General features: G+C 53.8%; 14 protein-coding genes. 4 read left to right on the top strand and 10 right to left on the bottom strand.

Going from position 1 to position 12,678, the window contains the following annotated elements:
* The first annotated feature begins 60 nt into the window (after positions 1-60).
* On the top strand, positions 61-546 hold the full coding sequence (locus F1728_RS14410) for a hypothetical protein (RefSeq protein WP_155364700.1): 486 nt from the start codon (positions 61-63) through the stop codon (positions 544-546).
* Positions 547-555: 9 nt separating this feature from the next.
* Here the strand turns inward: F1728_RS14410 and F1728_RS14405 are convergent, their stop codons facing one another.
* From F1728_RS14405 to F1728_RS14375, 7 genes are all read right to left on the bottom strand, one after another.
* The gene (locus F1728_RS14405; RefSeq protein WP_155364699.1) at positions 556-1,380 is read right to left on the bottom strand and encodes an SUMF1/EgtB/PvdO family nonheme iron enzyme; all 825 of its coding nucleotides are present in this window, start codon (positions 1,378-1,380) and stop codon (positions 556-558) included.
* Positions 1,377-2,126, bottom strand: coding sequence for a hypothetical protein (locus F1728_RS14400; protein ID WP_155364698.1), 750 nt, complete (start codon positions 2,124-2,126; stop codon positions 1,377-1,379). Before F1728_RS14400 ends, F1728_RS14405 begins: the two co-directional genes overlap by 4 nt.
* A gap of 5 nt (positions 2,127-2,131) precedes the next feature.
* A complete protein-coding gene (locus F1728_RS14395) occupies positions 2,132-2,476 on the bottom strand; it encodes a hypothetical protein (RefSeq protein ID WP_149342546.1) in 345 nt (114 codons plus the stop codon).
* A 57-nt stretch (positions 2,477-2,533) separates the two neighbouring features.
* Complete coding sequence (locus tag F1728_RS14390; RefSeq protein ID WP_155364697.1) at positions 2,534-3,424, bottom strand: hypothetical protein; 891 nt, start codon at positions 3,422-3,424, stop codon at positions 2,534-2,536.
* Positions 3,425-3,515: 91 nt separating this feature from the next.
* Positions 3,516-4,076, bottom strand: a complete 561-nt coding sequence (locus tag F1728_RS14385) for a hypothetical protein (protein WP_155364696.1) — start codon at positions 4,074-4,076, stop codon at positions 3,516-3,518.
* Positions 4,077-4,201: 125 nt separating this feature from the next.
* Entirely contained in the window at positions 4,202-4,819 is a 618-nt protein-coding gene (locus F1728_RS14380) for an SMI1/KNR4 family protein (protein ID WP_155364695.1), read from the bottom strand.
* A gap of 225 nt (positions 4,820-5,044) precedes the next feature.
* A complete protein-coding gene (locus F1728_RS14375; RefSeq protein ID WP_390644241.1) occupies positions 5,045-6,079 on the bottom strand; it encodes an alpha/beta hydrolase in 1,035 nt (344 codons plus the stop codon).
* A gap of 218 nt (positions 6,080-6,297) precedes the next feature.
* Between F1728_RS14375 and F1728_RS14370 the strand changes: the two genes are divergently transcribed.
* Positions 6,298-7,965 carry a transglutaminase-like domain-containing protein gene (locus F1728_RS14370; RefSeq protein ID WP_155364693.1) on the top strand — a complete coding sequence of 556 codons (1,668 nt, stop codon included), beginning with the start codon at positions 6,298-6,300 and terminating at the stop codon, positions 7,963-7,965.
* Between the two features lie 211 nt (positions 7,966-8,176).
* Here the strand turns inward: F1728_RS14370 and F1728_RS14365 are convergent, their stop codons facing one another.
* Positions 8,177-9,592 carry a sulfatase family protein gene (locus tag F1728_RS14365; protein ID WP_155364692.1) on the bottom strand — a complete coding sequence of 472 codons (1,416 nt, stop codon included), beginning with the start codon at positions 9,590-9,592 and terminating at the stop codon, positions 8,177-8,179.
* A 302-nt stretch (positions 9,593-9,894) separates the two neighbouring features.
* Between F1728_RS14365 and F1728_RS14360 the strand changes: the two genes are divergently transcribed.
* Together F1728_RS14360 and F1728_RS14355 are read left to right on the top strand one after the other, a co-directional pair.
* Positions 9,895-10,233 (top strand): zinc ribbon domain-containing protein YjdM, encoded by a 339-nt coding sequence (locus F1728_RS14360; protein ID WP_155364691.1) that lies wholly within the window; start codon positions 9,895-9,897, stop codon positions 10,231-10,233.
* A gap of 20 nt (positions 10,234-10,253) precedes the next feature.
* A complete protein-coding gene (locus F1728_RS14355; protein ID WP_155364690.1) occupies positions 10,254-10,937 on the top strand; it encodes a trimeric intracellular cation channel family protein in 684 nt (227 codons plus the stop codon).
* On the opposite strand, the gene F1728_RS14350 is transcribed toward F1728_RS14355, so the two are convergent.
* A complete protein-coding gene (locus tag F1728_RS14350) occupies positions 10,938-11,966 on the bottom strand; it encodes a phosphotransferase enzyme family protein (protein ID WP_194242824.1) in 1,029 nt (342 codons plus the stop codon).
* A gap of 90 nt (positions 11,967-12,056) precedes the next feature.
* Entirely contained in the window at positions 12,057-12,524 is a 468-nt protein-coding gene (locus F1728_RS14345) for a hypothetical protein (protein WP_155364688.1), read from the bottom strand.
* Positions 12,525-12,678: the final 154 nt, after the last annotated feature.

Here is a 12,678-nt window from a genome sequence, read left to right as displayed (position 1 = left end):
TTACGAGCCCCCTGATACGTTACAATGAAGTACTCAAGGTCTGCAGACAGGAACACTGAGATGTCAACAGAGACTCCCCCCGTCAAACCCAGTCGTCTTCACCAGCTCTCAGGAGTGGTGAGCCTGGGGGTTCTGTTTGCCCTCTCATACTGGGTGATGGGCTACATCATGGTGTCGTCTTACAACGCCCATGACTACCTGCTGCGAATCGTCTTTTCAGCACTTCCGCTGGGAGTACCGGTCCTGCTCTATCAATGGGTTACCATCCGCCGCGCCGAACCGGCGGTCATGCTCTGGGGCGCTTACGCGGGAGTCTGGCTGCTGTTACTCTTACAGGGACAGTACGGGAGCAATTATGTCACCGTTCTACTTTTGTTGTTATTTGTCGGCTGTTCTTTCGTGGTCTTTCTCGTTGCGACATTTTTATTGAGCGCAGACATCCGGGACCGCCGCTTCCAGGGTACCACGCTGCTGGCGAACCTGGTAATCCTGTTCGCCAGCGGACAGGTCCTGGTAGAGATCGTGTTTAACCCCATCGTGATCTGACAGATGCTTCTACAGTTCTACCGTCAGCGCCCGACGTACGTCATCACCCAGAACCGGACGGTCAAAGTCCTCCTTGTCGATGTACGCTGTCGCCAGCAGCAGCCACTCAAGCATATAAGGCATTCCGCCTCCACAGCTCATCCCGCCACCATCGCCGCCTCTGCGGAAGCCAGGCTCGTGAATCGCTTCCCACTGCCAGGGATTATTCGCGATGGTGAGACCAAAGGCATTGGGTCCGCTTTGCAGCCAGCCCCGGTCTTCTGAAGGGCTCCAGTCCATCGGGGCATCCTCTCCCCAGCGATAGAGGGTTCTCACACCCGCGCCGCAGGCATATTCCCATTCATCCGAGGTCGGCAATCTGAGGCCCTGGGATGCCAGTTGGGCTCGCGCTCTGGCATGATGTGGAAATGCTGCAGACTCATCAACAGCAGCGCCTTTGAGCTTCTGATCTACCAGTCGTTTTATTTTTGTTTCCAGCAGAAACGCATCCAGGGAAACGTCACGAGGCGGCGTCATGATTTCTTCGAGGTAGTCATCGAAGGACATCGGCGTCTCGAATTCTTCCAGTGCTATTTCCCATAGTTCCGCCTGTTCTACTGTGAGCGGAAAGGGGCGTTCCCACTCATAGCCGAGCCGAACCGTGTCTCCCGGAATGAGTACGAATTCGGAATTGTCATAATTGAAAACCGCCAGCGAATTTTCCTGAGCCCCGTATTGAAAGGTTCTGATGCCCGAAAAAGCAAAGGGAACAGGCAGTGATCTGCGCACCGCGAGAGCCAGATCAACCCGCTCTGAGTTGGTGAGTCTGTTCCATGTTTCGCGATGAATGGTCATGAAGTCCCGCCGTTGCTCACCGCGTCTGCGTTCTGATTTTCACCTGTCCGTCGACGAAGCGGGTATTCCAGAAACAGACCGACTACAGCCACACATAGAAGTAACGGATAGGTCCAGCCCAGGTGCACACCAAGCAGGATCCGAAAGAAGGAAAGTCCATCGACATACAGATACGAACAATATAATACCGCAGCAAAGATCAGAAAGGAAAACCAGACCACGGACTGCCTGATTTTACCGGGAGACCAGCAGATCAGCCCCAAAGCAATCAGGGCGGCACACAGATTCGAAAACGCAAAGATCCGCAGGTCGGCAATCAGTGCTGCCAGCGTCTGATCGTAATACGTCCGGATCTTCTCCTTGGTCTCGCTGACTTTCCGTAACAGGGGATTCAATCGCTGCGGAGCCGGCGGCAGTTTTTTCTGACGCGTCAGATCGGCAATATAAGCAGCAGGATTGTTGCGGTATTCCTGGATCTGCTGATTGATGGCGGTTTCCTGATCGTCGTTCAACAGTTTTTTGATCAGCGGCGAACGCATGCCCTCTTCCACCGCATCAACCAGAGGCAGGGAGTAGGCAATCGTCTTTTCCGTCACGAACTGACGCGCCAGCCCTTCCAGGTGCTGCTGCCCCACAAAAGTGTAGATCAGGAACCCCACAAAGAACACCGCCACGAAGACATTGAGACCCAGTGTGAGCTGTCGCATGAGGTTGCCTGCCTCTTTGGTTTCTTTGAGCGCTACCATTCTGATTATTGCGGCGGAGCGTTGTCCGGCACCAGTTCCAGGTTAATAATCCGTTCGCGGGGAATCAGCAGCGGTGCATCCAGGCTGTCGATTCGTTTGAATTCCACCCAGTCCTCGAACACGACCACCCGGCCAATCGGTTTTAGCGGTTTTGATAGATCCCGTTTCCTGGCACTGGAAAACCCTGTGACATTATCCAGGCCTTTCTGCCACTGAATCGAGCTGACGCCACCCCGATAAATGACCGTATGTTCTGACGACGCTCGATCAGAATAGTACGCAGCTCCTGCGCCGACCAGCAAAATCATTAAGCCAGCCAGAACGGAGAGATATTCCAGTTTTTTATTCATGGCAGCGCTCCTTTCAATACGGAATTGTTAGCTTTCTCAGACAGGTTAACACGATACTTACGTCTCAGGCACAGCTTCACGATTCACGTTACCACCGTTGGTCGACCAGAATCGGAGTGGAAAGGACCATTCGTTCGAATAATAATGCGAACTCAATTCGTCCCGCCGATCAGCGATGAACATCGCGGTTACTGACAGGTCGTTGACTTGGAGTACATCGGCGTAACTTAGAGCCTGCAGGACTTCTTGCTTAAAAAATTTGTCTCCACCCACCAGGCCCTTACAGCAGGCAAGCAGATCTTTCAAACCGGAATGAGGTGGTAGACCTTCGATAGCAGACAATAATGGCTCCAGCCAGGGAGTAACCTTTGACGTTTTGGGATAACTGTACTCCAGTGGGAGGGTTAAATCGCACCATAGATAATCCAGATTATCTCGTTCGATGCTTCCTCCGCGAAAGAATTTCAGGAATAGTTCACGTGCAATTTCGACCATCCCCACAGGTTTGGTCTTCCAGTCCAGCGATTTCATTCGAGATTTGTTGAGTCCGCGCAGGTAATACCAGGAGGCGAACTCGGAAACGCGACCATAATTTTTGTTGGCAACCGCCGGGTAGAAATTGGTCCACACAATTTCGGATGATAGCTTGGCATGCGTCCGGATCAGGTCTTTGGCTGCCTGGTCATATTCCAGTGTGAAATTCGGCGTTAAATGAACAGTGTCAGCGATCAGGCGGAGCTGTTTCCTGGCGGCTGGGTTGAGGGGCGTTTTGTTGATCCAACCATTTCCGTCTCTGGGGGTGACCTTGTCATAATCCCAGGTGAAGTTGGCCAGGGCGGTGATCAATTCGAGATCCATGCCTGACGACTTCGCCAGACCTTTGAGTTTACGGCGTGCCTGATCTGTCTGATTACGTTCTTCAAAAGGTTTTATATCAGAATTGCTCATGGAAAGTCACCAGATAGTAATCAATCATGCGATATACCATTGACCCAGCCCCCTATCTGGTGCAATCGTAATATTCAACACAAAGATGCCCCTAACGAAACAGGCGGGGCGTACTGAGTCTATAGCCCGTGATTCCGGCTTCTTCGATCGCTGCTTTCAGATCTTGACGCACGTAATACCCCATAAAACGGGGCGGGCGATAGAGACTGAACAGGGCGACGTCATGTAAAGTTTCACAGCTGAGAATCAGATCTTCCGCCTCGGCATAGGCTGCTTCGGGTGGAATGCTCACCGGGGGTTGCGGCAACTGCAGCCACCAGTAATCAGGAAGCTCCGTACCACGATGGTCGACCGGAACCGGGTAAAACTGGTGCAGTGGCAGTTTGAACGTCTCCAGGATCGACTTGAACTTCCCGCTGATCAGCCAGCCGCAGTTCCGGATTGGTGCAGAACTGATCAGATCCGTAACGATCGCCCGGTCAGCCAGCAGAACCGTATTGAAGTTGGGCGCGAAGTCGGGTAACTCATCGAAGGGCAGCTGGTGTACGGAATCCGGCGCATCATAATCATAGTCGGCGCCCATCTTCTGGTGTTGCGGCACCACGCCCACACCCTCGAAGTGATCGTCAAATTTATAAAACTTCGGCTTCATAGGCTGCTTTCTCGCATATCAAGGTTGCGGAAGGACAAGCGCCCTATCGGTTTACTCTCACTACAACAGACTGTTTCTCAGCCAGTTTCCTGCTTGACCCTGCAACCGGGTATCCAGAACGAGATCTAAAAGTATTCGCATTCATTCGTGCAGGGAAAATCAGCGGGGCGCTCAAAGAGCATTTCGAGAAGCCCTGCGAAAGAATCTGCAACTTTGACGGTTTCTTCTGGACTTGCCCACGACTCTTCGAAGCTCCAGGTAACAACGGATGGTTCTGCTGATTCTTGATAATCCAGACAAATTAAGTCCATATCATGCATGGAGCGTGCATTATGCCCCTCGGTGTCAATGACGGCAAAAGGAACTAACACCCCTCTGCTTTGATATAAGCGACTTGAATATGGATCCGCATTCATCAGAAAATCCAGACTATAATCATATCTGATATCACTTTCCGTTGATCTCCATGTCATCACTTCTGGCACTGGAATCTCATCATAATCCAGCAGCGTGCAGAAGCGGCAAATCATTCTCACCGAGCCTTCCGGCATTCTGAAACACTGCTTCTCGGGAATACCGCCATGATGTTTTAGAAAACAGGCTGCCAGTTCCTCAGGAAACCTGATTACTTTTTCATTATAATGACTTAAAAACGTTTCATTCCTTTGAATGATTTTCTCATCGATCGCAGGAATTACAATTTCGGATTCCGCCATAAATTTGAAATCTTTGTGTTTGGTCATTTTGTTTCCCATTTCTTCTGCGGGTGCCATCAGATGTCAAAGCAACTCATGTATCGCCAGGCGGGCGGACACATGGGTCCGTCCCCTGCTTCAAGCGGACCGGTTTCCTGTTGCTGATTCGGTCTGTTGCACTGACAGTTTCCTGCTCGCTGCGCTCGCCCCGAATTACATTCGAGGCTACCCTTTTTCTATTCTATCCGCTGTTTTTTCGTGGTTCTTTAAATATCACTCGCCGTTATATCCTTGCCACATCCAGAGCAGGGTGTCGGCCAGCGTCTGTTCGAAGACCTTGCGGTCGCAGTGCCGGGTCCCCTTGCTGAAGACGTATCGATAATCGTAACCCTTGGCCTTGAGGGCCTCGGCCGTCCGTTCATTGGCCATCACCCAGTTGTGGTACGTCTCTTCCGGATCGTCGGCCCGGAGATCGTTTTCTGCCACATGCGTGAAGATCCGCAGAGGCTTGGGATCGCTGTTTTCAATCAGCTTCATGCTCGAATGATATTCCCACGCACCCAGGGGGTACTCTGCTTCCTGGGGTGCGTCGTCGTCCTGCTGATCGACGAAGGTACCGGAATAGGTAATCAGGCGGCGGAACAGATCGGGTCGGAACCAGCCCATCGTCAACGCAGCCGCACCGCCGGAACTGCAGCCCATCGTGGCCTTCCCCCAGGGATTCTCGGTAAACGCGATGTGCGGATACGCGGCACGGATCTGTTTGTTCTTCAGCACGGCCGGCAGGACTTCGTCATTGATAAACCGGGCGTAACGGTCGGACATCGTATCGTACTCCAGACCGCGTTCGCTTCCTTTGCCGTCGTTACCGCCGTTCTGGACCGCAATCACAATAAACGCCGGCAGCCGCTGTGCCGGATCTTTCGAGATCGTCAGATTGTCCAGGGCATTGCAGACCAGGTCCATCCGGCTCGGTCCGTCCTGCATGACCAGAATCGGTGCCTTGGTTCCATCTTTGTAGGCTGCGGGAACATAGACAAAGATCTTGCGGGTTTTTCGCACCTCTTTTTTCGGGTCGAGCGTCTCGTCGGTGCCGGGAAAGATCTTGCTCTCCGCCAGGGGCATCTCGAACTCGAAGCGTTTCCCCTTGGGATTGCCCCGATCAGTGAGTCTCGGATCGATCTTGTAGTTGGGCCCGACAACATAGCTGCCGTTCCCTTTCGTTCCAGGTTGCTCGGTATATTTATCAGCTGCAGACAAAAACGAAGTGGCCAGCCCGACCATAGCGAAAGCGAAGGAATGCCCCATGAAACGCGCTGACAGCCTGGATTGATTGAACATTTTTGATTCCATTGATTGCAGGAGGATTATTAAATTGAAAGCGATGACTTAGATATGAGCCTTCTCGATCTATTGTCCACTTTCAGTTTTTTCGCTGGAAATGGCAAGCGTCAGCAACAGGCAGGGGTATAATATCTGCGTGTTGCCCGCACTCGTGTACCCTGTTTTCTCTTGCAGAGTTCAATATGAAACCACAACCAGCATACTTCTACCTGGCGAGCCTCTTGCTCACATGCAACATCCCGTTCTCGCCGGTGTGGGGTGATTCAGACACTCAGACCGTGAAAACCGTTCGTCCCGAAATCCGCTCGCTAACGAAAACCGGGCAGGTTCGCGAACTGATTACGCCCGCGGCGATGACACATGAGACCGGTGTCGGCTACGTGGCCCGCCTCAAAATTCCGCATGAAGCTGACAGTAAATCCAGATCCACCTGCATCCTGCTGGAAGATGGCCAACCCCTGCCGCATCCCCACGCGCTGCATAAGCTGATCCGCGAAACAGGGAAAGGGCACTACAGTCACTGGACGCCGACCACGCTCTATTTTTCCGCCAGCGATTCTTCCGATCCCCGCACCAATGGACGCAAATATGAACTGGTCTGCCCGGAAACTTATACCGAACAGTCAGCGCAATTCGTACTGACCGATGCCGACTCGCTGATCTCATTTCCTGATATCTCCGGCAAACGCGTGCAACCCGTCAAGCTGGTCTGGGAAAACCGGGATCCGCAGCAAAGCATCCAGCTGAACTGGAAGCGCCAGGGGGCCCCCGATCTCTCCAGCCAGCAGGCGATGCTCGCCAGCATTCTCAAACCGGGGATGACGGACGAAGAGAAATCACTGGCGATCTGGAAATTCCTGGTCGACTGGCGGTATCACTTCTATCCGGCAGAACCGGGAGATGAAGTGCACGACCCCGTGAAGTTTCTCAATGTTTACGGGTACGGCTTCTGTGATGACTGTGCCTCGAACTTCGCGGTCCTGGCCCGCAAAGCAGGTGTGCGAAGTCGGACCTGGGGGCTCTCAGGACACGTTGTTGCGGAAGCCTTCTATGACGGTAAGTGGCACATGTTCGATCCCGATCATGAAGTCTTTTATCGCAATGATCAGGGAGTGATCGCGAGTGTTGAGGAACTGGCACAGCACCCCGAACTGATTACAAAAACGCCCCTGGATCCGATCGGCAGTCCCTCGCAGGCAATCGCCCGGCTCTACACAACGACCGCTGATAACCAGCCTTCCGAACGCAAACCGGCGATTCGGGATTCGAATCTGGCTCCCACTCTGGAACCCGGTGACCGCCTCGAGTTTGACTACATCGCTGCGGAATATATTCATCGACGCAACATGCCGAACGAGGAACAGCCCCCCGTCGCGGGGAACGGTACTCTGAAACGCAGCATTACAAAGCTGGAGTCATTGAAACAGCCGCATCCCCACCAGCGGGACTGGCACTTCACCTGGCCCTATGTGCTGCTGAAAGGGGCGCTGGAACTCAAACTCGCACCAGGTCAGTCGGCTCCCACAATCTCCGTCTCCTCGAACGGGACTTCCTGGACTCCGCTGGAGACGACTCTCAAAGTAGAGAAACTTACGGTTTCCCTCGATGCCTGGATCAAGCAACACCCCACTGCAGTCTATGGGTTCTATCTTCGCTGCGAAAACACGAATGGCGACGACCCGGCAGCGTCAGTCGCGAAGCTGAACTCCGAATTACTGTTCCAGTTCGCCCCCCGCGCACTGGCACACATGCAAAACAAGAACAATCACTTCGAGATGAAATTATCACCTCAACTACCAGTCAACAGTCAAGGTCTGGCTGTGCAGCTGGAGTGGAAAGTGGTTGAGTGAGTATTTTAATAAAGAACCACGAAAGGCACTGAATACACGAAAATCCTTCTGTCTCGTCAGGACTGTATCTATTGGAAGAAGGAGCTGCCCCTAATACTTCAGGGTTTCAGGGCTCTCCCCCTTTTCGTGACTTTCGTGTTTTTCGTGGTAGTTTCATCAATTCACTGGCGGCAAGCCAACAGTGCCACCCGACAGGCCTGCATTTCGCGGTTCAATTCGTATAAGGCACCGTCCCGGTTTTCGGGTCCACCTGGTAACCGAATTTTTCGATGTACTGACTCCCCTGCAAAAACTCATCATGCTGGGCGGCCAGTTTTTTGTTGAGCAGCGCATCGAGTTTTGCCTGGATCGGGGCTGCTTCCGGATCATTGCACAGATTTTTCAGCTGATACGGGTCTGCCTCGTTGTCGTACAATAACCAGGGTCCACTGAGATCGCGGACGTACGTGTAGCGGGTCGTTCTCAAGCCGCGGTATTCCTTTCCGCCCCGGCTCCGCTGCCATTCACCAAAAGGGGAAGGGCAGGTGATGACCGTCGCCCCGTCTGAAGGATTTTTCCCGCCACGCAGGTAGCCGCTATAATCCAGTCCTTCCACGGTGTCGGGAATCGAAACTTGACAGAGTCCCAACAGCGTGGGCATCAGGTCTTCGGAATTGATGGGGGAATCGACGGTGCGACCTTGCGCGTGCTCTACGCCATTCAACCGGAACAGCATCGGCACCCGCAGCGATTCGTCCCACGGTTTCTGCTTACGGATCTGCCCGTGCGACCGCAGCATGTCGCCGTGATCAGAGGTGAAGACAACGATCGTGTTTTGATCAATGCCGGTCTCTTTGAGCGTCGCCATTAAATCGCTGACACAATCATCCAGTGCCGAACAATGAGCAAAGTAGCCGGCGAGTTCTTTTTGCGCAGTTGCCTGCTGATCTTTGGGTACATTGGGACGCACTTTGATCTTCTCCGGTTCATACATGCTCTGGTATTCCGGCGGTGCGGTGTGATACGGATTATGTGGCGAGCCGTACGACATCACCAGCAGAAACGGTTGCCCTTTCTGGGACTGGTCCCGAATGAACTGCCGGGCCACGCGCGTCTGGGCAAACGCGTCGTAACCTTCCCAGGTCTGTCGTTGCGGAGAGTCGCCGTAGTAAAACGAACGGTTGTAGTTGTGCGTGCATTCCAGAGCCCGCCAGAACTCAAAGCCCTGTCGACGTTCCGGCGGCGTGAACGCTGAGCGGCCGCGACCATCCAGATGCCACTTCCCGATGAAACCGGTCTCATAACCGGCGTTGTCCAGCACCTCGGCGATCGTCACCGCTTTCGCAGGCAGTTGCACATCGTTCAGAAACACGCCATGCGTCAACGGACGCTGGCCGGTCATCAGCGAACCTCGGAAGGGACAGCAGACCGGACAGCCGGAAACCGCGTTCTGAAAATTGACACTCTGTCGGGCCAACGCATCGATATTCGGCGTCTTGACCTGCTCGTTGCCCGCGTAGCCCAGGGACTGTGCCCGCCACTGGTCGGTCAGGATAAACAAAATGTTCGGCTGCTTAGTTTCAGCCTGAACCCGACCGGGGATCATCACAAAACAGAGTAACAGAAAAACGGAAATACGAGCCAGCATGGTGAGCGTCCTTAGCAATGTTGTCGTGTTCGAATTCCCGACACGACCGGTCTCATGGTATAGGAATGGAAGTTTTCAATTATCTGCCAGAGCCGAGGCTGATTGCAACGCAAATGATGCGAATGACACTGGAAAAGAACCAGTGAAGAATATTAAAGGTTGTTAAGAGCTGCTTTTTCCAGTTGGCTTTCCGCGCCTCTTCCTGTTCTCTGTACCAGTCTCTCGCTATTCTAATGTGATTAAGCACCGGGTGGAGTTGCGGTGCTGATAGACCAATCAGACAGACTGCAGGATACGAGAACATGAGCGAGTTACCGAATTGCCCGGAATGTGATGGAGAATATACCTACGAAGACAGAGGCCTGCTGGTTTGTCCGTCATGCGGCCACGAATGGAATCCGGCGGGTGCGACCGAAACCTCCACCGGCCCCGTCGTGCGGGACGCTAACGGGAACATCCTGCAAAATGGGGATTCCGTCACCGTCATTAAAGACCTTAAAGTGAAGGGCTCTTCGTCGGTCGTCAAGGTGGGAACGAAGGTCAAGAACATCCGCCTGGTCGAAGGGGATCACGACATCGACTGCAAAATTCCCGGGATCGGTTCAATGGGACTGAAATCCGAATTCGTCAAGAAGGCCTGACCCGCGTCAGCAGGTTCACCATGAGCGTTGCAGACTTACAATACCTCCTCGGAATGATTGGCACGGTTGCCTTTGCGGTAACGGGTGTGCTGGCAGTCTCGCCGCGCGGCGTCGATTTCTTTGGTGCCTGTGTGCTGGGGTTGATCACCGCGATCGGCGGCGGCACCATTCGTGATGTAATCCTGGGGGTACCGGTCTTCTGGGCCGCGGATCTGAATTACATCTGGGTTGCGCTGGGCGCCAGCTTTCTGGCGTTTCTCATGAACCGGCATATGACGCGCAAAGAGATCTTCAAAACCATGCTTTATCTCGACGCATTGGGGGTCTCGATGTTTGCGATCCAGGCAGCTCAGAAAGTCATCTGGGTTGAGTTCGGCATGCCGCTCGCGCCGATCCTGCTGGGCGTGTTGACCGCAATCGGTGGTGGCCTGCTGCGTGACGTCCTCGCGGGACAGCCCACGCTGTTAATGCGGCGGGAAATTTACGCGATTCCCGTCACCCTGGGCTGCATCCTGTTTGTCGCGCTGGTCACCTGGCTGCCCCAACATGCCGTCCTGATCGGCGTCGGCTGCTCTGCCCTGATCATGAGTCTGCGGAGCGCCGTGATCCACTGGGACCTGCACGTCCCCCTGTGGCTGACCATTCAATCGAAAGAGAATGCCGTGCATTCGAAGCAGGATTCTGACAGCCCGCCTGCCCATTAATCACAGCTCGAGTTCGATCTGAAGTTTCCGGTTGTCCAGCCAGAGCTGCTCGATCCAGGTCAGGCTCTCCATGACTGTGATGCGCGGGTTGCCCATCGCGGCCTGCCAGTGTTCCGGGTCGGGTAGCATGAGAAAATAGTTGTTGATCGTATTCAACATCATCATGTCGGCGACCGTTGCCAGCTGATCGCGGTCGAGCGTAAATTCCTCGCGGTAGCCCTCTACCAGTTTGGCCAGCACATGGCCGGCCAGCTCTGGCGTCGCGCCAGGCACTCGGAGGCTGGGATAATAATAGTAAATGAAGAGCAGGACGGCTAAATCCATGGTCCGCCAGCCGTAACAACCCAGATCGAAATCGATGATCTGCACGTCACCGTTCTCGACCAGAAAATTTCCCGCATGCAGATCCCGGTGCACCAGTCCATAGGGTCCTGCAGGGGTAGAGCGGCTCCGCCAGTCATCGTAATACCCGCGCATCGCTTCGACGACCTCGGGGTGAAAATAGTCGGGCAGCGGATCTGGAAACTGTCCGAGCCTGATTTCATGCCACGAGAGACGATCCTGGTCGGCCGGGAGCTGTAATTCATCCGAAGCCCGATGGATGCGACCAATCTCCCGTCCCAGTTTGAGAAAGAGTTCCTCATTCCACTGGGCGTCGGTCGCCGGGTCGAGTTGTCGGCCCCCGAAACGCTCAAAGCAGCAGACATGCATCGTACCTGCATCGACTTCAATCGATTCCAGCAGTTCCCCGCCACGCGAAGGGATCGGCGTCGTAACCGTACATCCATGAGAGATCAGATGCTCCAACCAGAGCAGTTCGCCCAGCACTTCGCCCCGTTCCCGGAGATTGCCATCACTGATCCGGATAATGACCGGTGCACCGTTAACGAACTCGGTGGCAAAGATGTGGTTCACCCCATCGCGGACTAATTCTGTCTTCTCAGGCACCAGTCCCCAGTGATCAATACACTGACTCAGCGCGTTATAATAAGGCAGCGAATCGTCTACCAGCAAATGATTGGGATCCACGAACGGCTCCTGAAATAAACCCCGGAAAGTTTCCAAACGCAGCACGACTATACGGGCCTGCCTCGGGTTCTGGAAGAGTGGATCAGAAATTCAACGGTCCATCTGCTTCGTCCACAGCCATTTCCCGTCCGGATGTTGCTCGTCGACGGGATGGTTCAGCGTCATCGTTCGGCCGTCGTCCAGGAAATCAATCTGCCAGGAGTATTTCTCCTCCTCAAAATGACGCTGCAGACTGTTCCACGATAACCGGATGCTGGAAAGACTGAGCGAACGCGGCAGTTCAAACAGTTCCCAGGCAACGACTTTTAATTTCCCGTCCTCAATGTGCCAGCGTCCGACGTACTGACGATTCGACGTGGAAATGGTCCGATCTGCATGGAAACCGCGCGTGATCCCAGAATTGCCATCACTCCATTCCCCCACCAGCTGTTGCTCCTCGGCTGTCAGGGGACGAGGTTCCTCACCGGTAAAACAATACGCGCACACCGCCAGTAAGAGACCTGCCAGACAGACCAGCAGGACGCGTCTGCGTTTCGGTGGGAGAGCGAACTGTTTCATTTCATCTCTTGGAACCGATAGAAAGAAAGCCGTGACTTCATCTTGTTAGAGTCACTAGCTGTCACCATTTTGTCTAAAAAATGATGTAGCTCCTCAATTTAAACCGAACGAGGCAGGTCGGCCAGTACTTTTTTGCGACGTCTTTCAAAGAAAA

Origin of the sequence: Gimesia benthica (assembly GCF_009720525.1) — a bacterium.
Taxonomy (GTDB): domain Bacteria; phylum Planctomycetota; class Planctomycetia; order Planctomycetales; family Planctomycetaceae; genus Gimesia; species Gimesia benthica.
The sequence above is the reverse complement of the archived record's forward strand: the minus strand, read 5'-3'. Positions and strand labels throughout refer to the sequence as shown.

What these genes read in the sequence shown, in the direction of transcription:
- F1728_RS14410 (WP_155364700.1), top strand. Translation starts at nt 61, where the DNA reads ATGTCAACAGAGACTCCCCCCGTCAAACCCAGTCGTCTTCACCAGCTC.
- F1728_RS14405 (WP_155364699.1), bottom strand. Translation starts at nt 1,380, where the DNA reads ATGACCATTCATCGCGAAACATGGAACAGACTCACCAACTCAGAGCGG.
- F1728_RS14400 (WP_155364698.1), bottom strand. Translation starts at nt 2,126, where the DNA reads ATGGTAGCGCTCAAAGAAACCAAAGAGGCAGGCAACCTCATGCGACAG.
- F1728_RS14395 (WP_149342546.1), bottom strand. Translation starts at nt 2,476, where the DNA reads ATGAATAAAAAACTGGAATATCTCTCCGTTCTGGCTGGCTTAATGATT.
- F1728_RS14390 (WP_155364697.1), bottom strand. Translation starts at nt 3,424, where the DNA reads ATGAGCAATTCTGATATAAAACCTTTTGAAGAACGTAATCAGACAGAT.
- F1728_RS14385 (WP_155364696.1), bottom strand. Translation starts at nt 4,076, where the DNA reads ATGAAGCCGAAGTTTTATAAATTTGACGATCACTTCGAGGGTGTGGGC.
- F1728_RS14380 (WP_155364695.1), bottom strand. Translation starts at nt 4,819, where the DNA reads ATGACCAAACACAAAGATTTCAAATTTATGGCGGAATCCGAAATTGTA.
- F1728_RS14375 (WP_390644241.1), bottom strand. Translation starts at nt 6,079, where the DNA reads ATGGGGCATTCCTTCGCTTTCGCTATGGTCGGGCTGGCCACTTCGTTT.
- F1728_RS14370 (WP_155364693.1), top strand. Translation starts at nt 6,298, where the DNA reads ATGAAACCACAACCAGCATACTTCTACCTGGCGAGCCTCTTGCTCACA.
- F1728_RS14365 (WP_155364692.1), bottom strand. Translation starts at nt 9,592, where the DNA reads ATGCTGGCTCGTATTTCCGTTTTTCTGTTACTCTGTTTTGTGATGATC.
- F1728_RS14360 (WP_155364691.1), top strand. Translation starts at nt 9,895, where the DNA reads ATGAGCGAGTTACCGAATTGCCCGGAATGTGATGGAGAATATACCTAC.
- F1728_RS14355 (WP_155364690.1), top strand. Translation starts at nt 10,254, where the DNA reads ATGAGCGTTGCAGACTTACAATACCTCCTCGGAATGATTGGCACGGTT.
- F1728_RS14345 (WP_155364688.1), bottom strand. Translation starts at nt 12,524, where the DNA reads ATGAAACAGTTCGCTCTCCCACCGAAACGCAGACGCGTCCTGCTGGTC.